Origin of the sequence: Desulfovibrio sp. UIB00, assembly GCF_022508225.1 — a bacterium.
In the GTDB taxonomy this organism is placed as follows: Bacteria; Desulfobacterota; Desulfovibrionia; order Desulfovibrionales; family Desulfovibrionaceae; genus Desulfovibrio.
On record NZ_JAETXJ010000005.1, the window covers coordinates 94,833 to 120,755 of the forward strand.

22 protein-coding genes are annotated in these 25,923 nt (G+C 60.0%); 7 read left to right on the forward strand and 15 right to left on the reverse strand.

Going from position 1 to position 25,923, the window contains the following annotated elements; all coding sequences use genetic code 11:
- Positions 1-197: 197 nt before the first annotated feature.
- From JMF94_RS09645 to JMF94_RS09680, 8 genes are all read right to left on the reverse strand, one after another.
- Positions 198-1,112, reverse strand: coding sequence for a TIM44-like domain-containing protein (locus tag JMF94_RS09645; RefSeq protein ID WP_240824889.1), 915 nt, complete (start codon positions 1,110-1,112; stop codon positions 198-200).
- A 214-nt stretch (positions 1,113-1,326) separates the two neighbouring features.
- Positions 1,327-2,082, reverse strand: coding sequence for a 4Fe-4S dicluster domain-containing protein (locus JMF94_RS09650; RefSeq protein ID WP_240824890.1), 756 nt, complete (start codon positions 2,080-2,082; stop codon positions 1,327-1,329).
- Between the two features lie 9 nt (positions 2,083-2,091).
- The gene (locus JMF94_RS09655; protein ID WP_240824891.1) at positions 2,092-3,639 is read right to left on the reverse strand and encodes a hydrogenase; all 1,548 of its coding nucleotides are present in this window, start codon (positions 3,637-3,639) and stop codon (positions 2,092-2,094) included.
- 59 nt (positions 3,640-3,698) lie between these two features.
- Positions 3,699-5,195, reverse strand: a complete 1,497-nt coding sequence (locus JMF94_RS09660) for a proton-conducting transporter membrane subunit (protein ID WP_240824892.1) — start codon at positions 5,193-5,195, stop codon at positions 3,699-3,701.
- A gap of 9 nt (positions 5,196-5,204) precedes the next feature.
- Entirely contained in the window at positions 5,205-5,828 is a 624-nt protein-coding gene (locus JMF94_RS09665) for a hydrogenase-4 component E (protein WP_240824893.1), read from the reverse strand.
- Positions 5,825-6,772, reverse strand: a complete 948-nt coding sequence (locus JMF94_RS09670; RefSeq protein WP_240824894.1) for an NADH-quinone oxidoreductase subunit H — start codon at positions 6,770-6,772, stop codon at positions 5,825-5,827. Before JMF94_RS09670 ends, JMF94_RS09665 begins: the two co-directional genes overlap by 4 nt.
- Complete coding sequence (locus tag JMF94_RS09675) at positions 6,769-8,829, reverse strand: proton-conducting transporter membrane subunit (RefSeq protein ID WP_240824895.1); 2,061 nt, start codon at positions 8,827-8,829, stop codon at positions 6,769-6,771. Before JMF94_RS09675 ends, JMF94_RS09670 begins: the two co-directional genes overlap by 4 nt.
- Before the next feature lie 14 nt (positions 8,830-8,843).
- Positions 8,844-9,800 carry a UDP-glucuronic acid decarboxylase family protein gene (locus JMF94_RS09680; RefSeq protein ID WP_240824896.1) on the reverse strand — a complete coding sequence of 319 codons (957 nt, stop codon included), beginning with the start codon at positions 9,798-9,800 and terminating at the stop codon, positions 8,844-8,846.
- 168 nt (positions 9,801-9,968) lie between these two features.
- Here JMF94_RS09680 and JMF94_RS09685 point away from each other — a divergent pair, with 168 nt between their 5' ends.
- From JMF94_RS09685 to gcvPB, 5 genes are all read left to right on the forward strand, one after another.
- The gene (locus tag JMF94_RS09685) at positions 9,969-10,802 is read left to right on the forward strand and encodes a TatD family hydrolase (RefSeq protein WP_240824897.1); all 834 of its coding nucleotides are present in this window, start codon (positions 9,969-9,971) and stop codon (positions 10,800-10,802) included.
- A 242-nt stretch (positions 10,803-11,044) separates the two neighbouring features.
- Positions 11,045-12,127, forward strand: coding sequence for a glycine cleavage system aminomethyltransferase GcvT (gcvT, locus tag JMF94_RS09690; protein ID WP_240824898.1), 1,083 nt, complete (start codon positions 11,045-11,047; stop codon positions 12,125-12,127).
- A gap of 98 nt (positions 12,128-12,225) precedes the next feature.
- Complete coding sequence (gcvH, locus tag JMF94_RS09695) at positions 12,226-12,612, forward strand: glycine cleavage system protein GcvH (RefSeq protein WP_240824899.1); 387 nt, start codon at positions 12,226-12,228, stop codon at positions 12,610-12,612.
- Positions 12,613-12,841: 229 nt separating this feature from the next.
- A complete protein-coding gene (gcvPA, locus tag JMF94_RS09700) occupies positions 12,842-14,173 on the forward strand; it encodes an aminomethyl-transferring glycine dehydrogenase subunit GcvPA (protein WP_240824900.1) in 1,332 nt (443 codons plus the stop codon).
- A complete protein-coding gene (gcvPB, locus tag JMF94_RS09705) occupies positions 14,170-15,618 on the forward strand; it encodes an aminomethyl-transferring glycine dehydrogenase subunit GcvPB (RefSeq protein ID WP_240824901.1) in 1,449 nt (482 codons plus the stop codon). Before gcvPA ends, gcvPB begins: the two co-directional genes overlap by 4 nt.
- 841 nt (positions 15,619-16,459) lie before the next feature.
- On the opposite strand, the gene JMF94_RS09710 is transcribed toward gcvPB, so the two are convergent.
- The 6 genes from JMF94_RS09710 to JMF94_RS09735 all read right to left on the reverse strand — a co-directional run bounded on the left by JMF94_RS09710 (position 16,460) and on the right by JMF94_RS09735 (position 21,939).
- Positions 16,460-17,608 (reverse strand): tRNA-specific 2-thiouridylase, encoded by a 1,149-nt coding sequence (locus JMF94_RS09710; RefSeq protein WP_240824902.1) that lies wholly within the window; start codon positions 17,606-17,608, stop codon positions 16,460-16,462.
- A 139-nt stretch (positions 17,609-17,747) separates the two neighbouring features.
- On the reverse strand, positions 17,748-18,494 hold the full coding sequence (locus tag JMF94_RS09715; protein ID WP_276612890.1) for an amino acid ABC transporter ATP-binding protein: 747 nt from the start codon (positions 18,492-18,494) through the stop codon (positions 17,748-17,750).
- On the reverse strand, positions 18,481-19,281 hold the full coding sequence (locus JMF94_RS09720; RefSeq protein WP_240824903.1) for an amino acid ABC transporter permease: 801 nt from the start codon (positions 19,279-19,281) through the stop codon (positions 18,481-18,483). Before JMF94_RS09720 ends, JMF94_RS09715 begins: the two co-directional genes overlap by 14 nt.
- 174 nt (positions 19,282-19,455) lie before the next feature.
- A complete protein-coding gene (locus tag JMF94_RS09725) occupies positions 19,456-20,199 on the reverse strand; it encodes a basic amino acid ABC transporter substrate-binding protein (RefSeq protein WP_240824904.1) in 744 nt (247 codons plus the stop codon).
- Positions 20,200-20,263: 64 nt separating this feature from the next.
- Positions 20,264-21,007: a basic amino acid ABC transporter substrate-binding protein gene (locus tag JMF94_RS09730; protein ID WP_240824905.1), complete on the reverse strand. Its 744-nt coding sequence runs from the start codon at positions 21,005-21,007 to the stop codon at positions 20,264-20,266.
- A gap of 248 nt (positions 21,008-21,255) precedes the next feature.
- Positions 21,256-21,939: an NYN domain-containing protein gene (locus JMF94_RS09735; RefSeq protein ID WP_240824906.1), complete on the reverse strand. Its 684-nt coding sequence runs from the start codon at positions 21,937-21,939 to the stop codon at positions 21,256-21,258.
- Positions 21,940-22,128: 189 nt separating this feature from the next.
- Here JMF94_RS09735 and JMF94_RS09740 point away from each other — a divergent pair, with 189 nt between their 5' ends.
- Positions 22,129-23,439 carry an O-antigen ligase family protein gene (locus JMF94_RS09740; protein WP_240824907.1) on the forward strand — a complete coding sequence of 437 codons (1,311 nt, stop codon included), beginning with the start codon at positions 22,129-22,131 and terminating at the stop codon, positions 23,437-23,439.
- An 86-nt stretch (positions 23,440-23,525) separates the two neighbouring features.
- Here the strand turns inward: JMF94_RS09740 and JMF94_RS09745 are convergent, their stop codons facing one another.
- Positions 23,526-24,320: an FAD-dependent thymidylate synthase gene (locus tag JMF94_RS09745; protein WP_240824908.1), complete on the reverse strand. Its 795-nt coding sequence runs from the start codon at positions 24,318-24,320 to the stop codon at positions 23,526-23,528.
- Positions 24,321-24,597: 277 nt separating this feature from the next.
- Between JMF94_RS09745 and trpB the strand changes: the two genes are divergently transcribed.
- A complete protein-coding gene (trpB, locus tag JMF94_RS09750) occupies positions 24,598-25,809 on the forward strand; it encodes a tryptophan synthase subunit beta (RefSeq protein WP_240824909.1) in 1,212 nt (403 codons plus the stop codon).
- Positions 25,810-25,923 lie beyond the last annotated feature (114 nt).

The following is a 25,923-nucleotide window of genomic DNA, read 5'->3' on the forward strand; positions in this document are numbered from 1 at the left end:
ACGTACCCCTTGCCCTGGCGTTTAGCGAGTCGGCTTTGTCTCAGGCACATGCCTTGTTGCCGCACCACCGCGCCAAAGTTGGCGTTTAAAAAACCTTGAGAATACGCATTCTCAAGGCTGTTTTGCTCTTGTGAAAAAGAACGGGCTGAAGGCCTCGGCTTTCAGCCCGTGTTACATCAAACAAATGCAGATATGGTTTATTCAACCTGCTGGATGCCGTCCAGCTTCCAGTTGCCGCCTGTCACAGGGCGCATAAAGTGCCACACTTCGCGCGCGGAAGACGGCGTCTGCTGTTCAGGGCTTTCACGCAGGAGCACGTCAAAGAACACCTGTGCGTACTGCTCCTGACCTTCATCGGTCACACCGAGCAGCTGGGCATTGACCAGCAGAATTTCTGTGGTGCTCGGCTTGGGATCGGCTTCCATCTGCTCGCGCACTGATTTCTGCACGGCCTCGGTGGTGAACTGCGCGATATCGTTCATGTCGCGCTTGTCCCAGGCCGTCTGCAAACGGGTGTATGCCATCTTGGCCCCGCGCAGGAATTCATCGGCATCAAAACCGGGAGGCATCGGAATCTGCGGGCCGGGAGCTTCAGCTTCGCCAGCGCCGCCCTGCCCACGCAGTGCGTCCCAGCCATTGCTCGCACTGTCATTACGCATCATGCCCGCTTCGGGCTGCGCGGCCTGTGCGTCTTGCGCGCCTGCGGATGCTTGCGCTGGCCTCTGCGAGCCGCGAAAGGCGGCAAAAAGCTTGAGGCCGAGGAAAATCATCAGGCCGATGAGCAGGATATCCATAAAACCGCCGCCAGCAAAGCCATGACCGCCCAAGAGCGAGCCTATGAGCGTACCGGCAAGCAGGCCGCCCATGAGGCCGCCCATACCGCCAAACATACCGCCAGGCCGCGCGGCAGGGGCCGCTTGTGCCTGAGGCTGAGCGGCGCTGGGCTTATTCTGGAAAGTGGTCTGTGGACGGGGCGCAGGCGTGCTCATAAAGGGCTTGCTGCCAAACGACCCCCCGCCTCCAAGACGAGCGGCAAGTGCGTCATCAGACAGGGCGAACATAAGCGAACAGCAAAGCAGAACAAGAATCGTCAAAAAAGCTTTTATTTGCATGAACATCTCCCATAAGGGCGGTGTTGGTCATCTCCTTGAGTGGCGATATGACCGGATAGTACTTTCTGTACAAGCCTTATCTACTATAATCATTATGCAGATTAAGGCAAGTCTGGGTAAAACGCGGCAAGGGGCGCAATTTTTTGCTCTCTGCGGCGTGGGTGGAAAAGTATTTTTGCAGATTTGAAGCCAGCAAATTCGGCGGCTTGGGGGATTATTTTTGCAGCGAGGTCAGCCCGTCAAGAATTGTCCACGGATTAGGCGGGCAGCCGGGAATATACAGATCAACGGGCAGCAGTTCGCTCACGCCACGGTTGCACTGCTCGCTCTCGCGGAACAGCCCGCCGGAAATGGCGCAAGCCCCCACGGCAATGACAACGCGCGGCTGCGGAGTTGCCTTGAAGGTGTCAAGCAGGGCCAGCCGCATGTTTTCCGAAACCGGGCCAGTCACGGCAATACCGTCAGCATGGCGGGGCGAGGCCACAAAATCGATGCCAAAGCGCCCAAGGTCAAACACCAGAGTGGTGAGCACGTTGCTGTCGGCCTCGCAGGCGTTGCAGCCTGCGGCGCTGACCTGCCGCAGCTTGAGCGAGCGGCGGAACAGGGAAAACCGGGACGGCGTGGGCTGCTCTGCAAACGCCTGACCGGGAATTACCAGCAGGCCCTCGCGGGTAAAGGACGCCATGCGGTGTTGCCCGGTAAAGGTAAAGGCACCCTTGGGGCAGGCGGCACGGCATGCGCCGCAAAAGGTGCAGCGCCCCATGTCCAGCGTGGGAGTACTGTCTTCGGCACCAGCGGTGGGCAGCAGGGCACCAGCGGGACAGGCCGCGTAGCAGGCGCGGCACGAGCCGCAGGAAACCTGTGCAAGCTCGGGCCGGCCCAGATACCGGGGCGAGAGCGAGGGCTGGAGTTTGGGGTAATCCAGCGTGCGGTATTTTTGGTGCAGGCGTTCCTTGATAATACGCAGCATGTCAAAGCCTCACAGATCGTGTCCGCAGTACGAGAGGTTGAAACTCTTGTTGCAGAGCGGGAAGTCGGAAATCTGGTTGCCGCGCAGGGCCATGGCAAGGCCTGACCAATTGTGGAACGAAGGATCGATGGCCTTGTAGGTCAAAAATCTACCGTCAGGCCCGGTAACAGCCACGTGGCAGATTTCGCCGCGCCAGCCCTCAACCTGCGATACTGCGAGGGTATCGGGCGGAAGGGACGCAAGGGCCTCTGCGTCTGGCCGTTCCGCAAGGGGGGGCAGGTTGGCGAGGGTGGAAAGGTCCGCCTCAAGCAGGCGCAGGGAATCGTCAATCTCCTTGCTGCGTACGAGGGTGCGGGCCAGAACATCACCCGTGTTTTCAACACGCGGCGCGCAGTCCCTGGTGGGCAGGTCGGCAAGGGGAAAGTGGAAACGCGCGTCAATTTTGAGTCCGCAGGATCGCGCGGCCATGCCCACCAATCCGAGATTCTGGGCAGTTTCCCTGCTGACGTAGCCCGTGCCCGTGAGGCGTTCAAGCACGCTTTCGGTGTGCAGCATCACGTCCACAGCGCCGCGCACATCGCGCCCTGCCGCCTTGATGCGTGCGAGCATGTCTGCGCAGCCTTCAGCGTCAAGATCATAGGCCGTGCCGCCGGGGCGCAGCAGCCCCCGGCCAAACCGATTGCCGCACAGACAGGCTGTGGTGTTGAGAAAATCACCGCGAATGCGGCCATTCCATGAAGCAGTCGGCAAAAAGCCCGTATCCCCGGCAATGGCCCCAAGGTCGCCCGTGTGGTTGGCAAGTCGCTCAAGCTCAAGGCCCACCCGCCGCAGACGGTGAGCGCGCGGGCCGACCACGCAGCCCGCAAGGCGCTCAAGCAGTACGCAATGGGCCGTGGCATGGCCTATGGTTGTATCGCCTGCGGCGCATTCCAGCAGGGGCAGACAGCGGGCAAGAGGGCCGCGCACAAGCATACGCTCAAGCCCACGGTGTTGATAGCCCAAGGCAATTTCAAGGTTCAGCACATTTTCGCCATGACACTGAAAGCGGAAATGCCCCGGCTCAATAACCCCGGCATGTACGGGGCCAACGGCAACCTCATGAATTTCTTCGCCTTCAACCCTGTAGAAGGGATAGGGCTGGGCAGCCTGTCCGGGCGCTGCGGCAAGCGAGCCGCCTTCGGCCTGCGTTCTGGCATTGGCTTCGGCGGCGTCCGGGATGCGGCGCACACTTTTGAGCCAGGGATGGCCCTCGGGTCGTATGCCCCATTGTTCAAATATCTCGCGTTCAAACAGATGCGTCTGAGGCGTGGCGGGCGTCATGGAAGCATAAAATTGCAAGGGGGCGGTGCGCATGGCGGCCAGATAGTGCGAACTGTCCTGAGCCAGTACGCAGCACAATCCCGCAGGGGCGTTTTCGTCCGAAGATTCCGGCAGGCCGAACAGGGCCAGCAGACGCCAGCCTTCGGCAATGTAGCGGCGCACAAAAGCTCCCAGTTCTTCAACAGAAACAGGGGGCATGCCCGACAGCGGCACGGTATCGCGGTAATCGAATAGCATCGGCCCTCTCACCGTTGGCAGCGCAAAACCCGGTGGGTTTTGGCATCAGCCTTTGGCGCTTACGCGCCTATGAGCGCAGCGGCGCGGTTAAGAAAATTCCACAGCCAGTCAGGAATCCACAGGCCCAGAGTCAGCACGGTCAGCCCCAGCACCAGCGGCGGCAGGACGCTCAGCACTGGCTCGGTGTTTGCGGGCGGCAGATCCACGGGGCGGTTGCCCTGCACCATGCGCAGCACCGACACGGAAAGCCCGACAAATATTATGGCCAGCAGCACCAGATACCCGGCGGAAAGCCAGGGCAGGTCTGCTGCCAGCATGCCCTTGAAGATGAGCAGCTCGCTGACAAAAAGCCCAAAGGGCGGCGATCCGGCTACAGCCAGAAATCCTGCTGTCCACAGTGCCGCCGTGGCGGGCATGGTCCAGCGCATGCCGTGTACGTCGTAGCTGGAATAGGTGTGGTAGCGGGCAAGGATGTTGCCAGAAAGCAGAAAGAGCATGCATTTTGTGAGTGAATGGCAGACCGCATGCAGCATTGCGCCGGGCACAGCCACACCGCCCACGCCTATGCCCAGAGCCAGAATGCCCATGTGCTCAACGCTGGAATAGGCCAGCATGCGCTTGTAGTGGCCTTGCCCCACAATAAAGATGGCGGCTGTCATGAGCGAAAGAATGCCGAAAAACATGAGCATGCCGCCCGAAAGCCCGCCAAGCCCCGCAGCCAGCATGATCTGGTGCCCGCGCAGCATGCCCAGCATGGCGCAGTTGAGCAATGCGCCAGAAAGCAGGGCCGAAACCAGCGAAGGAGCCTGACTGTGGGCATCGGGCAACCAGTTGTGCAGAGGGGCGAGGCCCATCTTGGTGCCGTAGCCCACCAGCAGAAAAACAAAGGCCGCCTTGAGCCACGTGGGTTCGGCAAGGCCCGCATTACGCACAAACCAGCCCACCTGATCCATGCCGTCAGCTGCGCCAGTGGCGCCTTCCGCACCGTGAAACGACACGGCGAGCAATATGTTGCCCAGCAGGGCCAGGGCAATGCCCACAGAGCATATGATCAGGTACTTCCAGGTGGCTTCCAGCGAACTCTTGTGACGGTGAAAATAAATGAGCTGGGCGCTTGAAAGCGTGGTCGCCTCAATGCCCACCCACTGCGCGCCCATGTGCGGCGTGATGGTCACAAGCGTCATGGCCCCGAGAAAAAAGCACAGACAGGCTGTGAAGCGGCGCTCTGGCGCATTGGTGAAGCGCCCGTGATCCAGAATGTTGGTGTGTTCGCCGATGCGTTCTTCTTCCCGCAGGTAATGCACGGCATAGAACGACGCGGTAAGAAACAGCAGGCTCGCCAACATCAGAAACAGCACGCCCAGCGCGTCCGGGGCCAGCAGCCCGCCAAGCTCTGAAGGGGCTTCTCCGCGCGCGACCTTGACGGCAATCGCGGCGGCAAGGGCTGTGTGCGCCAGTGCCGTGAGCGGCAGGCCGAGTCGGCAGATGACGGCGCGGCCCCAGAGCAGCATGATGCAGCCTGCGCACAGGGGGATGAAAAGAAGTGCTGTCAGCATGCGCTCGTCCTAATCCCTGAGGCTGCGGAACCGCGCCACGTCAATGGAGGCGAAGGAATCGCTGATATGGTTGATGGCTATGCCCATAACAAACACGGCCACGAAAACGTCCAGCAGAAGGGCCAGCTCAAACCACACCGTGCCGCCTGTCATGAGCGGCACGCCCAGCAGAAAAATGCCGTTTTCCGCCACCAGATAGCCGATGACCTGTGTGATGGCCTTGATGCGCCCCACGATGAGGATAAAGCCGCAAAACAGCGTTGTCAGCCCTGTTGGCAGCAGCAGGGGCGGATAAAGGCCCAGCGGCATGACCAGCTTGCCGTCCAGCCAGATGGAAAACACGAGGCCGGCCATGCCAGCCAGCACGCCGAAGCCCACGCGGCGGGCCGGGCAGATCAGGGCATCGGCGGGCAGCCGTTTTTGGGTGCGCCACAGCAAACCGGGCAGCAGCGCGCCCTTGATCAGCAACACAGCCCCGGCCAGCAGGGCGTGATCAAGGCTCAGCAGCAGGGCTGCCAGCAAAACGCCCTGAAAGGCGGTCAGGCGCGTCATACCCGCAACGCGGCGCGTTCCAAGCAGCAGAAAATTGCTTAATACCAGAAGGAAAAGGCAGGACTGTAAAAGCGTGGTCATGGCAACCTCGCCTGGGTCAGAATAAGCGTGAGCATGCCCATGCCCGCTGCTGCGCCCAGCAGATAGGGCACGCGCTCCATGCGCAGGCGGGCCATGATGGATTCCACAATGCCCACAACCACGGCCAGCAGCAGTACAATGCCAAGACGCACCCCCAGTTGCTCCCACAAGGGCAGCGCGGGAGTGATGAGGCCCGCAATGAGCGCGGCGAAAAACCACAGCTTGAGGGCAGCACCGTAAAGTATCAGGGCCAGATTGGGGCCGGAATGGTCAAGCACCATGACCTCGTGGATCATGGTCAGTTCAAGGTGCGTGTTGGGGTCGTCCACCGGGATACGGCAGTTTTCCACCAGCAGCAGCACAAAAAAGATCACGGGCAGGAGCAGCAGCTCGCCCTTGCCTGTCAGCCATGCCCCGGCAGTCTGCCCGCCAAACATGGTGGAGAGGCTGAATGCTGTTTCGGTGCCGTGCCCAAGACCGAGGCACAGGCTGGTGAGCACCATGAGCGCCAGAAAAAGAACGGGTTCCGCAAGGGCGGAGAATGTGGCCTCGCGGCTCGCTCCCATGCCTTCAAATGCCGAGCCGGTATCCAGCGCGCCCAGCATGACGGCAAAGCGCCCCATGCCCAGCAGATAGGCGGCCAGCACAAAGTCGCCAGCAAAGGCCAGGGGCGAAACCGCGCCGCCAAGGGGCAGCAGGGCCAGCGCGCAGATTGCGCCTGCCAGGGATATGGAGGGGGCGGCGGCAAATATCCATGTGGATGTGCGGCTGATCACCTCGCCCTTGCGCAGCAGTTTGGCGATGTCATAGTAGGTTTGTAGCACGGGCTTACCGTGGCGTCCGGCAAATTTGGCCTTGACCCGGTTGATGATGCCGGGCAGCAGGGGGGCCAGAATCAGGGACAGGGCAAACTGCGCAAGATAGACTGCAAGCTCGGCTTTCATGAGTGCAGCCCCCACACGAGCAGCGCCACCAGCGTAGCGAGAATATACAGAATATACAGGTGGATTTTGCCGTGCTGGATAACCTTGCAGGCATTGCACAGGTTTTCCACCGCCGTAAACAGCGGTGTAAACAGGCCGCTGCGCAAGCGATCGGGCGCGGTGACACTCAGCTGCCCGCCCGTGGGGAACAGACCGTCATCCAGTTGCAGGCGTGTCTTGAGGCCCATGACCGGAGCAAATATTTTTGCCGTGGGTTCGGAGAAAGCCGCGTCCGTATACTGGATGCGGGCAGAGCCGCCCTGAAAGCCGCAGCCCCAGGTGGGCATGGATTCTACAGCGCGTTTTTTAAGCAGGCAGCGCCGAACAAAAAGGATAATCAGGGTCAGTCCAAGGCCGGCTCCGCCGATTTTTGCCACAGCTGCAAGGCTTGTATGCGCCTGTGTCAAGCCAGCCAAACCAGCCTGCTGAAATGCCGGAGGCAAGGGCAGAGCGCTTTGCGCCGCACCTGCTGCCAGATCAAAAAAACAGGGGGCAGCCAGACCGCCAGCCAGACACACGGCGGCGGGCAGGGCCAGGGGCCAGAGCGTGCGCCAGGAAAGCGGGTGCACACTGGCGGCAAAGCCGGAACGCGGCTCGCCCAGAAAGGCGATGCCGTAGGCCTTGGCGTACAGGGCTGCCGCAAGACCGCTGATGCAGGCAAGACCCGCCAGGGCAAGCAGCAGGCCCACCTGTCGTTCCACGCCAAAAAGCGCGGGGCCGTCCAGCAGGGAAAGGCCCATCACGAGTTCGCCCGCAAATCCGTTAAAAGGCGGCAGGCAGGCAATGGCCGCTGCGCCTATGGCAAAGGCCGCGCCAAGCAGGGGCAGACGTTTTTGAAGCCCGCCCAGATGCTGCATGCGCACGGTTCCTGTGGCGTGCAGCACTTCGCCTGCGCACAGGAAGAGCAGCCCCTTGAATGCAGAGTGGTTGAGCATGTGCAGCAGCGCGCCGGAAAATCCCAGAACAGCAATCCACGCATTGCCGCAGCTCTGGCCGATAAGCCCGGCGCCCAGCCCCATGACCATCAGGCCCATGTTTTCCACGCTGGAATAGGCGAGCAGCCTTTTGAGGTTGCTTTGGGCCGTGGCCTTTAAAATTCCCATGAGGCCCGTGGCAAGGCCCAGCAACAGTAGTGCCCAGCCCCACCATTCAGGTGCCGCGCCCGCAGGGGCCAACATGCCCACGCTACGGATCATGCCGTAAAATCCAGCATTGATCATGGCCCCGGAGAGCAGGGCCGAAACATGGCTTGGCGCGGCAGGGTGCGCCTCGGGCAGCCATACGTGCAGGGGGGCAAGCCCAGCCTTGGCTCCAAATCCGGCCACGGCCAGCACAAACAGCACCGTGAGCAGGCCGGGGCCGGAATAGCCTTGCGCCTGTTCAAGCACCTGCGCAAGCACAGCCCCGCCTTGGAGGGCGTCAAGCGAGGTGTCGCCCGTGACCTGCCAGAGCAGGGTAAAGAAGGCCATCAGGGCCACAGCGCCCAGGTGGGCAGCCACAAGGTAGACCCAGGAGGCGTCGCGCACCTTGCTGTCGCCGTCATTGAAATCGATAAGAAAGAAGGGCGCCAGCGACATGATTTCCCACGCCAGCATGAACAGCACGGCATCGCGCGCGGTCATCACCAGGGCAAGGCCGATCAGGAGCATATGAAAAAAGAACCAGTGCGCCGCAAGGTTGTGGCGCGCTGGTTCTTCATGTCGTAGGGCAATGCCGCCAGAGGCGGCGCAAACAAAACCCAGACCAAACACTGGCAGCAAAAAAAGACGGCTCAGGGCATCCATGCCCAGGGCGCAGGAACCCACGGGCAAGGCCAGAGGCAGGCGCAGGCTCTCCTGCCCGGCCCAGGGGCCGGAAGCAAGAGCGCACAAGCCGACAAAACAGCCCGCAAAGGCCCCGATAACGCCAGCCGCATTGGCCGCGCGTCCGGTTGCCTTTGAGGGCGGGCGCACGGCCAAGAGTGCGCACAGGGCGGCTGTTGCCGCCAATATGCCGATGGCCGTGATAAAAAGGAACATGACTGCCGGAATACCTACGCCAGGCCGTCTTTCAGCTGCTTTTCAAAGTAGGCGATGGTTTTAACCAAGCCTTCTTCAAGGGCTACCTTTGGTTCCCAGCCAAGCTTTTCGCGGGCCAGGGTGATGTCGGGCTTGCGCTGCTTGGGGTCGTCGCAGGGCAGGGGTTCGTAAGAAATCACGGATTTGCTGCCGATCATTTCCACGACCTTTTCCGCCAGTTCGCGAATGGTGAATTCGCCGGGGTTGCCCATGTTCATGGGGCCCACAAAATCATCGGGCGAGGCCATGAAGCGGATCATGCATTCCACAAGATCATCCACATAGCAGAAGGAGCGGGTCTGGGAGCCATCGCCGTAAATGGTGATGGGTTCGCCCTTGAGCGCCTGAATGATGAAGTTGGAGACCACGCGACCATCGTTGGGGTGCATCTTGGGCCCGTAGGTATTGAAGATGCGTCCCACCTTGATGGGCAGACCGCCTTGACGCCAGTAGGCAAAGAACAGTGCTTCGGCGCAGCGTTTGCCTTCATCGTAGCAGGAGCGGATGCCGTTGGGGTTCACATGGCCCCAATAGCTTTCCTGCTGCGGATGTATCTCGGGGTCGCCGTACACTTCACTGGTGGACGCCTGATAAATGCGCGCGCCAAGCCGCTTGGCCAGCCCCAGCATATTGATGGCGCCGTGAACGCAGGTCTTGATGGTCTGCACCGGGTCATGCTGATAATGGATGGGCGAGGCCGGGCAGGCCAGATTATAAATTTCATCCACCTCTACAAAGAGGGGAAATGTCACGTCGTGGCGGATAAGCTCAAACCTGCGGTTATCCATGAGCGCTTCCACGTTGGCGCGGGCGCTGGAAAAGAAATTGTCCACGCAGAGCACTTCGTGCCCTTCGTTGAGCAGGCGTTCGCACAGTTGCGAACCTAAAAACCCGGAACCGCCGGTGACAAGAATGCGTTTGCGGAGATGCATGATTCCCCCGAAAAGAGTATAGGAAACCAGTAAAAACTGGCAAATCCCCAAAAGCATAGCCCCATTGTCCGGGCATTGCAATGGTGACTGGGTGTAGGGGGTACTGCCGAGGCTTGCCACTTGCCTTTCGCCTGCCCCCGTTGCTATGTATCGGCCGCGAGGTAAACCATGTCGAAAAAATCAGCCGCCCGCATTGATCCCCTGACTCTGGCCCTGCCCCTTGCCGGGGTGGACAGCCACGCGCACCTTGATGGTCAGGAATTTGATGCGGATCGCGATGCCGTGCTTGAACGCGCCCGCGCGGCAGGTATTGCCCAGGTGGGCAACGTTTTTTTGGGACCGGAAGAGTATCATGCCCGCCGGGCTTATTTTGATGCTCACCCCGAGGTTTTTTTTCTTATGGGGGTACACCCCTGCGATGGGCAGAAGTGTACACAGGAGCGTCTTGCCACCATGCGCGCGGCCTTTGCCGCTGACCCCCGGCTCAAGGCCGTGGGCGAAATAGGGCTGGATTTTTACTGGCCTGATTGCCCGAAGGAAATCCAGTATCAGGCTCTGCGCGATCAGCTTGCCCTTGCCCGCGCCGTGGAGCGTCCGGTGGTCATTCACTGCCGCGATGCTGAAGAAGAAACGCTCATGACGCTGGAGGGCGAGGGCTTTGCCGGGTATCCGCTCTTGTGGCACTGTTTTGGACAGGGGCCGGAAATTGCGCGGCGCATCTTGCGCAACGGCTGGCACATATCCATTCCCGGCCCTGTCACGTACAAGGCCAATGAGGCCCTGCGCGAGGCCGTGGCCCTTATCCCCGCCGACCGTATGCTGCTGGAAACCGACGCCCCCTATCTTGCACCTCTGCCGTGGCGCGGCAAACGCAACGAACCGTCCTATACGGTGTTTACCGTGCGGGCCATGGCCGAAGCGAGGGGAGAAAATCCCGAAGAACTCTGGCGTACCTGCGGCGACAATGCCCGCCGGTTTTTCGGTCTGCCAGCGCAGGAATGATGCGGTGCTGACCCCCGCCAGCCCTGCTCGCGCGGCTGGCCTCGCACGGGTCTGTTCTTGTGTCCACATGGCAGAAGTGATACCATGTCCAAAGCCGCTCGAAACGGTGGCTTGGTAATTTTTTTGATAGATATTTTCAGTGCTTTGTCCGGCCTGCCGCAGCGTATTGCTGCTGCAGGGCCGCCCCGGCGCGTCCTCTATAGCGTCAGCGCAAGCTGTTTGCCCAACTTTAAGGAGATTCCATGTCGGATCTGCGTACCCCCCTCACTGCCTGGCACGAGGCGCATGGCGCAAAAATGGCCCCCTTTGCCGGGTGGCTCATGCCCATCCAGTATGAGGGTATTATTGTCGAGCATCAGCACTCCCGCCAGCATGCAGGCCTTTTTGACATCTGCCACATGGGTGAGTTTCTTATTGAAGGCACCGGCGCGGACGAAGCCCTGAGCAAGGCCGTGAGCCATAACCTCCAGACCCTTGCCCCCGGCAAGTGCCGCTACGGTTTTTTGCTCAACGAAAAGGGCGGCGTGCTGGATGATGGCATCATCTACCGCTTCGGCCCTGATTCCTTTATGGCCGTGGTCAACGCCGCCTGCGCCGCCAACGACTTTGCCGTGCTGCGCGCTCGCCTGCCCCAAAGCGTCAAGATGACCGACATTTCCGCCGAAACCGGCAAGATCGACCTTCAGGGGCCGGAATCCCTGGACGTGCTTGAAACGTTGCTGGGTCAGAATTTTCATGATCTTGGCTACTTCGGCTTTCGCGAAACCACCTGGCAGGGTACACCCCTGCTGGTGAGCCGCACCGGCTACACCGGCGAGCTGGGCTATGAGCTGTACATTGACAGCTCCGTGACCGAGGCTTTCTGGAGCGCCCTGCTGGCTGATGAACGCGTCAAGCCCATAGGCCTTGGCGCACGCGATACCCTGCGCCTTGAGGCTGGTCTGCCCCTGTATGGGCACGATCTGGACGAGAATCACAGCCCCGCCGAGGCAGGCATGGGCCGCATGATGACCAGCACAGCCGATTATGTGGGCCGCCAAGGCGCGCAGAACATTGCCGAAGTGCTGGTGCCCCTGCGCATTGACGGCCGCCGCGCCGCCCGCCATGGCGATGTGATAGCCCTTGCTGACGGCACGGAAGTGGGCCACGTGACCAGCGGTTCGTTTGCGCCCTCGCTGGGTTATGTGATCGCCTTTGCCTGGGTCAAGGCCGCGCATGCCGGGGCCGAAAATTTTGTGGTTCGCGCCGCCAGAACGGAGCTGCCCGCCGCGCGGGTTGAAGCGCCGTTCTACACCGAAGGCACCGCGCGTAAAAAACTGGCCTGATACGGTCGTTGATCTCTGGGGGGCCGCATCGCACGGTACATCCCGCAGAACAGCGTAATTTTTATAACGATTGAACCCAATTTTTCAGGAGTTTGCACATGGCTACCAATCCCGCCGATATTCTGTACAGCACCAGCCACGAATGGACCCGCATCGAAGGGGACGAGGCCGTCATCGGCATCACCAGCTTTGCCCAGGAATCCCTTGGCGATATCACCTACGTGGAACTGCCCCCTGTGGGCGATCAGCTTTCTGAAGATAAGGAATTCGGCTCTGTGGAATCGGTCAAGGCCGCAAGCGACCTGATTTCTCCCGTTACGGGCGAAGTTGTGGCCGTGAACGAAGCTCTGGAAAACACCCCCGAGCTTTGCAACAGCGATCCCTTTGGCGAAGGCTGGATTGTGCGCGTCAAGCTGGCCCACAAGCCCGGCGGCCTGCTGGACGCGGCGGCTTACGAAGCTCATTGCGCCACTGAGAAACATTAATCCGTCATGCCGTGTGACATGGGTAGCGCAGTTTAACCAAGTTACCCTTGTATGATTTTGGGCTGCCTGCGCGCTGGCAAACTTTTGCACCGAGTGTGTAACAGCCTGAAATTTTTTCTTTCGCACCGGCTGGAGCAGCGTCGTACAACGGCGGGTTCCAGCCGGAGTCCCTTTCACAGCGGCTGCCGTCGCACAAGCGGTACAACGTGTCCGGCGGCAAGGAGCTAGTATGCCATACATTCCTCATACGCCGGAAGAGTTGCATGAAATGCTCTCCGTAGTTGGCGTGCGCAGTCTGGATGAGCTTTTTTCCGACATCCCATCCAGCATGCGCCCCCAGAGCTTTGATCTGCCCAAGGGGCAGAGCGAAGCCGCCGTCTGCGGACACCTTGAAGAGCTGGCAGCCAAAAACTGCCCCGGTCATGTGTCCTTTCTCGGCGCGGGCTTTTATAATCACGACATCCCCAAGGCTGTGGACGCGCTCTCTGGCCGCAGCGAATTTTACACCGCCTACACGCCCTACCAGGCAGAATGCTCGCAGGGCACCCTGCAGGCCATTTTTGAATTCCAGACCGCCGTCAGCCGCCTGATGGAAATGGATTGCGGCAATGCCTCCGTGTATGACGGCGGCACCGCCATTTTTGAAGCCGCCATGATGGCCGTGCGCTCCACGCGCCGCCGCGTGCTGGTGGTGGACGAAGCCGTCAACCCCATCTGGCGCTCCATGCTGGAGGCCTATGTTTCCAGCCTTGATCTGGAAATCAAGACCGTCCCCCAGCAGAATGGTTGCAGCGATATGGACGCCCTCATGGCTGCCACCGACGCTACCTGCGCTGCCGTTATCGTGCAGAATCCCAACTTTTTCGGCGCGGTGGCGGACTACACGGCCCTGTTTGCCAAGGCCCGTTCCAACAAAGCCTTTGGCGTCATCTCCGTGTATCCGGTCATGCAGTCTGTGCTCAAAACCCCTGGTGAAATGGGGGCTGACGTGGCCGTGGCCGAAGGCCAGAGTCTTGGCATGAACCTCTCGTTCGGTGGCCCCTACCTCGGGCTCATGGCCTGCCGCAAGGAACACATCCGTCAGTTCCCCGGCCGCATTGTGGGCCGCACCACCGATGTGGACGGCAAAACCGGCTACGTGCTGACCCTGCAAGCCCGCGAGCAGCACATCCGCCGCGCCAAGGCTACCTCCAACATCTGCTCCAATCAGGCTCTCTGCGCCCTGCGCTCGCTCATCCACATGAGCCTGCTTGGCCCGCAGGGCCTCACCCGGGTTGCCGAAAACAACATGGCGCTTGCCCGCTACGCCGTTGAACGCCTTACCGGCCTCAAGGGCGTGGAACTGCTCAACAGCGCCCCTTACGGTTCGGAAGTGGCCCTGCGCCTGCCCATGCCCGCTGCCGAAGTGGTCAAGGCCATGACGCCCAAGGGCGTCGTGCCCGGCTATCCGCTGGGCAAGCACTATCCCGGCATGGAAAACGTGCTGCTGCTCTCGTGCACCGAGGCCAACAACCGCACCCAGATAGACAAGCTGGCCGAAATCATGGGAGGTCTGTTGTGAAAACCATTTTCGCCAAATCCGTTTCTGGGCGCACTGCCTGCTGCCTGAACAGCGACGCCCCCAAGGCTGAGGCCATGTTGCCCGCAGACCTGCTGCGCAAAAAAGCTCCCCGTCTGCCCGAATGCTCGGAACTGGACGTGGTGCGCCACTTCACCCAGCTCTCGCAGCTCAACTACAGCGTGGACGCCAATTTCTATCCCCTTGGCTCCTGCACCATGAAGTACAACCCCAAGTTCATGGAATACGTGGCGGCGCTGCCGGGCTTTACCCACCTGCACCCCATGATGGCCCAGCTTGAAGGCGGGGCCGACTGCGCTCAGGGCGCGCTGCAATGCCTGTATGAAGCCGAAAATCTGCTCTGCGAACTCACGGGCATGAAGGCCTTCACCTTCCAGCCCATGGCCGGGGCCAACGGCGAGTTCACCGGCGTCAAGCTTATTGCCGCCTACCATAAGGCCAAGGGACGCAACCGTAAAAAGATGCTCATTCCCGATGCGGCCCACGGCACCAACCCTGCCTCCGCCGCCCTTGCAGGATTTGACACCATCAATATCGAATCGCGCGACGGCATGGTGGATCCCGAAGCCATCGTGGCGGCCATTGCCGAACACGGCGAAGATGTGGCGGGCCTTATGATGACCTGCCCCAACACCCTCGGCCTCATGGAAGTGCACCTGCCCCGCATCGTGGCGGAACTGCGCAAGGTCGATGCCCTGCTGTACTATGACGGCGCGAACATGAACGCCATCATGGGCAAGATGCGCATGGGCGATGTGGGCTTTGACGTGGTGCACCTCAACGTGCACAAAACCCTTGCCACCCCGCACGGCGGCGGCGGCCCAGGCGCTGGCCCTGTGGGTGTCACTGACCGTCTGCTGCCCTTTATGCCCGCCCCGCGCGTGGCAAAGCACCCTGATGGCCGTTTCTTCCTCGATTACAATCTGCCGCAGACCATCGGCCCCATCGGCCCCTTCTACGGCAGTTTTGGCGTGGTTATCAAAGCCCTGGCCTATATGCTTCGCCTCGGCGGCGAAGGACTCACCCGCGCATCTGAATACGCGGTGCTCAACGCCAACTACCTCAAGAAAAAGCTTGAGAACGTGCTGGAGATTCCCTTCAAGGATCGTTTCTGCGCGCACGAATTTGTGGCGTCCGCACCCGAGGGGCTGCGTGCGCTGGATATCGCCAAGGCCCTGTTGCAACGCGGCATCCACGCGCCCACCATCTACTTCCCGCTTATCGTGCATGAGTGCCTCATGGCCGAACCCACGGAAACGGAAAGCAAGGAAACCCTGGATGGTTACGTTGAAGCCCTGAAGGAGATCATCCTTACGGGCAAGGCTGATCCGCAGTCTCTTCAGGAACTGCCCACCAATCTGCCCGTGCGCCGTCTGGACGAAACCGCCGCTGCGCGCCAGATGGTTCTGACGGCAGATATGGGGTAGGTAAAAAATGATGGGGGCAGGGGCGCTTTTTGAAAAAAGCGCCCCTGCCCCCAAACCCCCATCCCCGCAAAAACTTTTATAACGGGCCTTGGCTGATGCTGAGGCCTGTTTTTTGTCGTTGCTGGTGGGGGATATTTGTAGCATTGCTACCCTTCGGGCACAGGGTTCAGCCTCCGGCGAAGCTTGGGACGCCTGCGAGGCGTGCGTTTTCGCCTTCCCGGCGTGGTGTTGCGAGTATTTGTCGCCCTCCGGGCACACCATTTCGCCCTCCGGCGAAGCTTGGGACGCCTGCGCGGCGCGCGGCAAGGCGGGGCCGGTTATGGGGCTGCGCCCCCTTCTCGGCCCCCCCTGCATCCCCCCCGAAGCACCCCCAAAGAGGAATCTTCAATTCCCTTCGCGTGGCGAGGGCAACGCGGCTGTAGCTGCGGGAGCTTCCTTCACTCGCTGCACTCGTTCAGGTGATCTCCCTCCGCGCCGCGTTAATGCCAGAGTCCGCTTTCGTTTAAGTCGAACTCCGTTTCAGCCAACAGTCGCGGTCAGCGTTGGGAATTGACCAACTACGCACGATTGGAACTCGGCACGTCATCAAAAGCTGGTCGTGAAGTCGCCTTCCTTAGACTCGCCGGAGCGTAGCGGAGGCGATGGTTGGTGTTGGGCGAATTTGCAAAATACGGTTTTTGCGGTCTGAAAAGGAAGCGCCGGGATTTTGAGCGCAGCGTACTCATGTACGTGAGCATCAAAATCCCGGCGCTGACGCATTTAGGCCGTAAAAGTCGGGTTTGCGTAAATCAGCCTGACAGGCTCACCCGCACTACCGTATGGGGAAATTCTTCTTCTTGCCCTATGCCATCTCCTCCACAACGCCAGCAGCCAGCACTCGGCCTTCTTCGTCATAAACCGCTGCCACCTGACCGGGTGCCGTGGGAAACTGAGGTTCAGCCAGCATAATGCGCAGACACGCATCCTCTACCTGCACGCTCGCCGGGCAGGGGCGCTGCCGATGCCGCAGCCGTACAAGCAACCTGTCAGGCCAAAGATGCGGCGGCAATGCGATATTTGCTGGCCCTGTCACGCAGGTGCGTATGCCCAGCAAAGCACGCGGCCCGACCACAAGGGTGTTGGTGGCGCTATCCTTGGTCAGCACAAAAAGCGGCTCCGTAAATGCAATGCCAAGGCCCTTGCGCTGCCCCTCCGTATAGCGCCACAGGCCTTTGTGCTGGGCAATTTCGCGCCTGTTGCCCGCAGCGTCCAGCAAGAGCACTGGCCCCGGCCCAGGCGCGATGGTGCCAGCTGCCTGCCAGTGCCGCTCCAAAAAGGGGCGATAGGCTTCTGCGGCAGACATGCCAGCCTGCGCTGTGGGCGGGGCAAAACAGATATCCTGGCTCTCGGACGGCAGGGGAACTGCCAGCCCTGCTGCCGCCACAATGGCGCGGGTCTGCTCCTTGTTCTGCCCGTAAAGCGGAAACAGGGCGCGGCTCAACCGTTGACGCGGCACAAGGCTGAGAAAATAGCTCTGATCCTTGGCGGCATCCGCAGCGGCGGCAAGCAGGGGATAGGCTTTGGAAGTTTCATCCTCGCCCACAGTTGTTGGCGCGTCTGGGGCGGGAACAAGGCGGGCGTAGTGCCCGGTGGCAAGCTTGTCCGCACCGAGAGCAAGGGCGGTGTCGAGCAGCACGCCAAACTTGATGGCCCGGTTGCAGTAGGCGCAGGGGTTGGGGGTGCGCCCCTGGGCATAGGCGGCGGCAAAGGGGGCCAGCACTTCGCGCTGAAAGGTCTCGCGCAGGTCGGCTACATGCAGAGGAACCCCAAGCGCGGCGCAGGCTTCGGCCAGCCCTGCGGGGGCGACAGTTGGGCCGTCTGGTAAAAAAAGACCGTGCAGGGCCAATACGCGAAAACCCGCATTGTGCAGCATGACCACTGCGCACAGGCTGTCCACGCCGCCGCTCACGGCAACGGCTACAGTAGGGCTATGTGTATGGGGGGCGTTCATGGATTTGTTCACTCCCTTGCAGTTGTCGCCGTGGAGGGCGTAGCTGCTGACGCAGCGCGTAAGGGATGGCGGGAAAGAGGGAGGGGATACGACAGGAGGGACCCCTTGCGGGCAATGGCCCCTCCTGCCCAAAAGCGAACTACAGAATCTGGTTCAGGAACTGCCGCAGGCGCGGATGGCGGGGGGCAGTGAAAAGCATTTCGGGCTTGCCCATTTCCACAATCTGGCCCTGGTCCATAAAAATGAGGCGGTCAGCGACCGTGCGCGCAAAGCCCATTTCGTGGGTTACGCAAACCATTGTCATGCCTTCTTCTGCCAGCTTCACCATAACGTCCAGCACTTCGCCCACCATTTCGGGGTCAAGGGCTGATGTAGGCTCGTCAAAGAGCATGATGGAGGGCTGCATGGCCAGAGCGCGCGCAATGGCAACACGCTGCTGCTGCCCGCCCGAAAGCATGGCCGGGTACACATTGGCCTTGTCGCTGATGCCGACCTTTTTGAGAAGACTCAGGGCGCGGGCGTCAGCCTCCTCGCGCGAGAGCTTGCGCAGGTGGCGCGGGGCAAGAGTGAGGTTTTCCAGTACCGTCTTGTGCGGAAAAAGATTGAACTGCTGGAAAACCATGCCCAGATTCTGGCGCATCTCGTTGATGTTGTTCTCATCGCTCTGGATATCCTGCCCCTGAACAATAATGCTGCCCTGGTCGATCTGTTCCAGTCTGTTGATGGAACGCAGCAGGGTGGACTTGCCGGAGCCGGAAGGGCCGATAATAACCACACGTTCGCCGGGAGCAATATCCAGACTCACATCCTGCAAGGCAGGCAGCGAACCAAAGTACTTCCAGACGTGATTGATGGAGATAATGGGGGCGGCGCTATTTTCCGTCATAGTAGTTCAGCCTGGATTCCATGATGCTCACAGCCTTGGAGAGCACAAGAGTGATAATCAGATACATAATTGCCACTATGGTGTAGGTCTCAAAATACAGATATGTGGTGCCCACAAAGCTGCGCGCGCGTTGCATGATGTCCGGCACGGCCATGATGGATACAAGCGAGGTATCCTTGAGCATGGCGATACATTCGTTGCCAACGGGGGGCAGAATGGTGCGCATGGCCTGGGGCAGCACCACAAGGCGCATGGTCTGGTAGCGGTTGAAGCCCAGCGAGCGCGCGGCTTCAGTCTGGCCCTTGTTGATGGCCGTGATGCCCGCGCGGAACACTTCGCCCATGTAGGCGCCGTAGCAAAAACTGATGGCAACCACCGCAGAGGTCACGCCGCTCACCTGCACAAAGCGCGAGAGTGCGTAGTAGATGTAAAATATCTGCACAAGCAGGGGGATGCCGCGTATCACTTCCACATAGGTGGAGGCGATGAGATTTATGAGGCGGTTGTCCGAAATGCGACCAAGCCCTGTGAGCAGCCCCAGCGGCACCGCACAGCAGATGGAAAGCAGGGTGATCTTGAATGTGATCAGTATGCCGTCCGGCAGGTAAAGCAGAATGCGCAGGTATGGCTCGGGCCAGAGCGTACAGAGGGTAAACAGGGTGCCGAGCGCGCCCACCAGGGCGATAGACCATGCGTTTATCAGGCGCCATTCACGCGGGTCGGGGATGGACGCGCCATCCGTGACCATAATGATGTTGCCTTTGCTTCCATCTTTTTTATCGTGCATCGCAGTCCTTCATGACAAGGCGTTTGAGGCTGGCGGCAAGCAACGGGCTGGGCCGTCTCGAGATGCCGCAGGTTATAACGGGCTGGCCCTGTGGTGTAAGGCATTGCCCTGGTTTGTGCAATGGCTTCCGGGAGTTTTCCCGGAAGCCAGCAAAATATCGCAAAAAAAAGCAAGCTAGTTGGAAGCGCCCATCCATTTCTGGAGCAACTGGGCTTCCACGCCGGAAGCTTTCACGGCCTTGATGCCCTTGTTCAGCTTTTCCACCAGATCCGGGCGGCCCTTGCGCACGGTAAAGCCGTAGTATTCCTTTTCTTCGGTCTTGAAAGAAATGTTCAGCTTGCCGGCGGTGTCGGCCTTTTTGTTGACGTAGTAGAGCGCAACCGGGTCATCGCAGATAACGGCGTCAAGGCGTCCGCCCAGCATGTCCTGAATGGCCAGGCCCACATCGTCGTATTCCTTGAGATCAACCGTCACGCCAGCCTTGCGGATAACGAACACGCCGGTGGTGCCGATCTGGCCGCCGACCTTCTTGCCCTTGAGGTCGGCCAGGGTCTTGATGCTCTTGCCTGCGGGCAGCACCACAGCCTGGGCCACTTCATAATAGGGATCAGAGAAGTCAAACTGCTTCTGACGTTCTTCAGTGATGGTGGTGGCGGAGGCCACGATGTCGTACTGTCCGGTGGCTACACCGCCGAAAATGCCGTCCCAGGCGATGTTGCGCACGTCAACTTCAAAGCCGGCAGCCTTGGCGACAGCTTTGATGAAGTCCACATCAAAACCTTCAGGCTGCTTGTTGGCATCCAGCATTTCCATGGGGGGCCAGGTGCAGTCGGTGGCCACAACAAATTTTTCAGCAGCCATAGCCTGGCCGCACAAAAGGGAAACGGCAACAAGGGCCAGCAACAGACGACGGATCATGTCCACTCCTTAAAATACGGCGGGGCGCCCAGGCCAAGCCCGAACGCCCCGCGAAAACGGAACGTTAGTTGGATTTACCAAGCCACTTTTCAGCAATTTTGCGGTCTTCGCCAGAAGCCTTCACAGCGGCAATGCCCTTGTTCAGCTTTTCCACCAGGTCCTTGCGGCCCTTGCGGACGGTGAAGCCATAGTATTCCTTTTCGTCGGCCTTGAACGAAATGTTCAGCTTGCCGGCGGTGTCAGGCTTTTTGTTCACATAGTACATGGCAACCGGATCGTCGCAGATAACGGCGTCAAGACGGCCGCCCACGAGGTCCTGAATGGCCAGGCCCACATCGTCATATTCCTTGATGTCCGCGTTGGCATTGGCCTTGCGCATAACAAAGATGCCGGTGGTGCCGATCTGGCCGCCGACCTTCTTGCCCTTGAGGTCAGCCAGGGTCTTGATGCTCTTGCCAGCGGGCAGCACCACGGCCTGAACCACTTCATAGTAAGGAGCGGAGAAGTCAAACTGCTTTTCACGCTCGGGGGTGATGGTCACCGAGGAAGCCACGATGTCGTACTGTCCGGTGGCCACACCGCCAAAAATGCCGTCCCACGCGATATTGCGCACTTCAACCTCAAAGCCTGCGGCTTTGCCCATGGCGCGGAGGTAGTCTGTGGAGAAGCCTTCAGGCTGCTTGTTGGCGTCCAGCATTTCCATGGGGGGCCATGTGCAGTCGCTGGCAACAATGAATTTTTCGGCGGCGGCCGCCGGCCCGCAGAGCAGGGCAAGGGTAATCAGGGCAAGAATAACACGGCGAAACATAGGACCTCCTAACCAGGTTTTATGATTCAGGCCCGCCGCTGTATGCGTCATGGGGGACGCCTGCGCCGTAATCATGCGGCCGTAATCACTGAAAACGGCTACAGGCTGCGGCGGTCCGTGGTTCGCCGGTAAGCGCGGGGTGCACCAGTAGGGCGGGCTACCAACCAGAAAAGAGCGTCTCACTTTTTAGCGTTGGCGGCTCCCGGCGTCAAGCGCTTCGGGCCGTTGGACTGACAGTTTGCGGGTATTTACCACGCATTGCCGGGCGCTGGGCCTTCGTCCTCGTCGTCAGGATTCTTTTCGGGGGCTGGCGGCGCGACATGCGCGGTGCGGGCAATGGATGGTGCGGGCGCTACAGGAATGGGCTGGTCGTCCACATCATCGGCGCGCTCGTCGCGCAGGGCCTGCTGCAAAAACCAGTCTTCGCGGATGCGCCAGGATGCCGCAGCCGTATAGGCGGGCGAAGAATATCCCACAGAAAGTACCAGGGTGCGGCGGGCATGTTCCTGCAGGCGGATGAGCAGGGGGGTAAAGTCCGCATCGCCGGAAAGAATGATGAATTCGTCAAAGTGGGTGGAGTGGGAAAGGTCGTCCATGCAGTCCATCACCAGATGGATATCGGTGCTGGTTTTGCCGCGTGTGGTCAGCGGCGGGCAGTCCACCACCTGAAATGCGCTGCGGATGAAGGGATTGCGGTATTCCTGATAGCGCTGGGGGTTGAGGTAACACATGCGTTTGAGGATGCGGCGGCGCACGCCTTCGCCGTACAGAATGCGTAGCGCATGGTTTTCAATCCAGCGCACCCACCGGTATGGAACAGAGCCAAAGGCCCTGGCAGCCTCGGGGTCAATTTCAAGAAAGCGGGTGTAAATATTGTCGAAGTCAACGTAAAGAGCACTGAATACTTCGTCAAAACCGGTAAATCTGGCCATAGTATACCTCAATGGTGAAATAATTTATCGCAAAAGTATATTTTGCCTGTTCCCCTAATGCAAGGATTTTACGGCTACTTGAATTTATGCCCGCCAACGGATACACCTTGCGCCATAGTCTGTATCCAAACAAAGGGCGCATGAGCTGTGCTGAATATATATAATGAAGCAAAAAAACAGGGTTTGCACGTGCGGGAGCACCTGCTTTGCGCATTGCGCAATCCGTCTGATGTACAGTGGCATCGCTGCCTTTTCTGGTCGTTCTGGATTTCGCTGGCCTCCTTTCCCATAGGGTACGGTGCGCGTGAGGTCTTGCCCGTCATCTGCTTTATTTTTTTGTTGCTCTATTATCGCTACAACTGGGCAGAAAGTGTTTTGCACAGGCTTGATGCGCGTCCGTTTTTTTATTGCCTGTGGGCCATGATCGGTATTGGCGTGTTTTTTTCAGAACACATATGGACTTCACTTCTCCACGCGGGCACAGGCATTAACAAGGGTTTTATTCTGCCGTTCATCGGCATGGAATGCGTGCGGAGCGAAAAAGACCTGCGCCGCCTTGTGTGGGCCTGTGCGCTGGCCTGCTTCTGGGAAGGGCTGGACGGCCTGCATCAGGCGCTGACCGGCACGGATTTCATCATGGGCTATGCCCTTAATGCGGGCAGGCTCACGGGGAGCCTCGGCGATTACACTGTGGGCAACTACATCGCCTTGGCGCTCATCCCTGCCTTTTCCCTCTGGTTCATCTTGCGCCGTGCCCTCTCGCCTGCGGTTTCGGCCCTGCTGTGGTTCGCAACGCTTTGGCCCGCGTTTTTCCTGCTGATTGGCGCAAGCAGCCGTAGCGGCGCGCTGGCTGTGGCAGCTTCCTTTGGTTTGTGGGTGCTGCTGCGCGGGGGCCGTGGACGCTTCAAACTTGCCGTGGGCTCGCTGGGCATTCTGCTGGCGGTGCTCCTGCTGCAGGGGCGGGCCGGGCTGGGCGCGGTGGAGAGCGATGGCCGCTGGAGCCTGTGGCATCTGGCGTGGCAGGTGTTTTGTGAACATCCCTGGCTGGGAGCCGGAGCGGGCCGTTATAACGAGGCCTTCCGCGCGCTCGGTCTTGCGCCTGAAAAAGACGTTATCACCATCAGCCATCCGCACAACCTTTATCTGGATATGCTGTACGCGCATGGTATTGTTGGCTTTGTGCTGGGTATGATTTTTCTGCTGGGCTTTATCTGGTGGGGCTACAAGCGTATACGCCCGCGCCTGCTGGCAGAGCTTGAAAGCAAAAGCCCCAGCATCTACTGGCGCTTGACTGCCTGGTTCTGGATCGGTTTTGGCGGTTGGCTTGTCAACGGCATCTTTGGACATGACTTTTACCGCATCTGGTGGTTGGGCCTTGCCATGAGCCACCTTGGGGTCATGATCGGGGCTGTGGTCAACGGTCTGGACGCCGCCCCGGAAGACCTGGCCGAGCAGGCGCGTCAGGATGAAGCCGTAGCGGTGGGCAAAACATTCTTTTAAAGAGTCCCATATGAGCAAAAGAGAATGCGGTTCCACACACAGTGTGCGGAACCGCAAAACTTTTCTGCAAGCCTTTTGGGAAAGCCTTACTGATCGGTAAAGTCTTCAGCGCTGGTCTGCTGCCCGCCATGCGAGCGCAGCATTTCAAGCGCCTGCTCCTTGGTGAGCACGCGGCCCACGCACCGTGCGTGCTGGCGCTTGTTTTCAGGGCAATAGCCCATCTGCACGCAGCTTGGGCCAGCCCCTGCAAAGAGGTCGGGCGCGGCCTTGCGGCTGAGGCGCAGCATCTGCCACGCCAGATGGCGAATTTCGTGCTGTGCGTTGCGGCAGCAGCGGATGGCAAACCAGTCGAGCAGGGCGTGGGCGTTCATGCCGATGATGGCCTTGAATTCCGTGGCCTGTGGCTTCAGGTAGCGCAAGTCTTCTTCAGGCAGGCCCGCGTCAAGGCCAGCATCATACCACTGGCGTGAAATGTCAGCCAGATCGTGCCCGCTGAGGGTTGCCGTGTGCCCGTCGGGCAGGGTCACCTGCGCGGAAAATTCGGCAACGCTGCGCGGATACACCACGGAATAGCGGCGCTTGCCGCCCAGTTCCGCCCGCCCGGATTTGATGAGGTACGAGGCCAGCCGCTTGCGCACAAGCTGGGTTTCGGTAACGCGCGAATAGCCCTCGACGCCAAAGAGAAAAAAGTCGAACTCCAGCGCGGCCCTGTGGCCCGAATCGAGAATGTTCTGCACTATCTGGCGCGAGTAAGGCGAGGCCACGATTTCTTCCAGATCGCGCTCACTGCGCACAAACCGGGCGGCGATATCCGTATAGATTTTTCCGCCGCCTGCCAGCAACACAACCTTGCCGTTGCCAGTGTATTTTTCGTCAAGCATGGATTTCCGCCTAATCTAATATGGGTCAGTACAACAGAGGCAGACTATAGGGCAAAGCGCCCCTGCGGGCAAGGTTGCGTACAGCACTACGCAAAACACGGAGATATCAAAAAAGGCCCGCCCTGAGCGGGTATTTGGGGCGGCATCTTGACATGGCGCGGGCAACACGCCAGACTGACGGAGTTTTTTGAAATGCCGCCGCCGGATGGCCATTCATAGGCTGAAAACCGCGCAGGCCGCAGATATTGCAGAAACCCAGCATGAAGAAGGAGATCGCATGAGCCAGCATTCCGCCCCTTACGGCATTCCTGACAGCAAGGGCTTTTTTGGGGCCTACGGCGGGCAGTTCGTACCCGAGCCTCTCAAGGCCCGTCTGGACGAAGTGGCCGAAGCCATGAAGGCCGCCGAGGCGGATCCGTCCTTCCAGAAAGAGCTGGACTATCTTTGCTCCCACTACACGGGGCGGCCCAATCCGGTATTTCACTGCGCCAACCTGAGCCGTCACCTTGGCGGCGCGCAGATATGGCTCAAGCGTGAAGACCTCAACCATCTGGGCGCGCACAAGATCAACAATACCCTTGGACAGTGCCTGCTGGCAAAACGCATGGGCAAGAAGCGCGTTATCGCAGAAACCGGCGCAGGCCAGCACGGTGTCGCCACAGCGGCCACAGCAGCCCTGATGGGGCTGGAATGCACCATCTGCATGGGTGAAGTGGATATTGAGCGCCAGCACCTCAATGTTATCCGTATGGAGATGCTCGGCTCGCGCGTGGTGGCGGCCAAGAGTGGTCAGCGCACCCTCAAGGAAGCCGTGGACGAAGCCCTGGGCATGTGGATTGAAGATCCGGAAATGTTCTATGTGCTAGGCTCTGCCGTTGGCCCCCATCCATACCCTTATATGGTGCGTGTTTTTCAGTCGGTGGTTGGGCGCGAGGCCCGTGCCCAGATGCTGACCGAAACGGGCCGCCTGCCCGATGCCTGCCTTGGCTGCGTGGGCGGCGGTTCCAACGCCATCGGCCTGTTCGCGGGTTTTCTTGACGATACGGACGTGCGCCTTGTGGGCGTGGAACCCGGCGGTCGCGGCAACAGCTACGGCGAGCATGCCGCATCCCTCTGCCTTGGCGAACCCGGTGTCATGCACGGTTTCAATTCTTATATGATCAAGGATTCTGGGGGCGAGGCGGGCGAAGTGTATTCCATTTCCGCCGGGCTTGATTATCCCTCAGTGGGGCCGGAACACGCACTGCTCAAGGATATGGGCCGCGCCGAATACGTCAGCGTGACAGACAAGGAAGCCCTGAACGCATTTTTTGCCCTTTCGCGGCATGAAGGCATCATTCCGGCGCTGGAATCTTCCCACGCGCTGGCCCACGCCATGAAGATGGCCCCCGCCATGCCTGTGGACGGCATTTTGCTGGTGAACCTCTCTGGCCGTGGCGACAAGGACGTGGCCCAGGTTGCCGAAATGATGCAGAAGGGCCTGATTTAGGGCAATTCTTAAAATTGCTCTGGCGGCTGTGTGAGCAGACGCCCGCCAGTTTTGCAGGAGGAGCGCGGGGGAAGGAAGCCTTTTGGCTTTTTCCCCCGCACTTGCTTTTTTTCT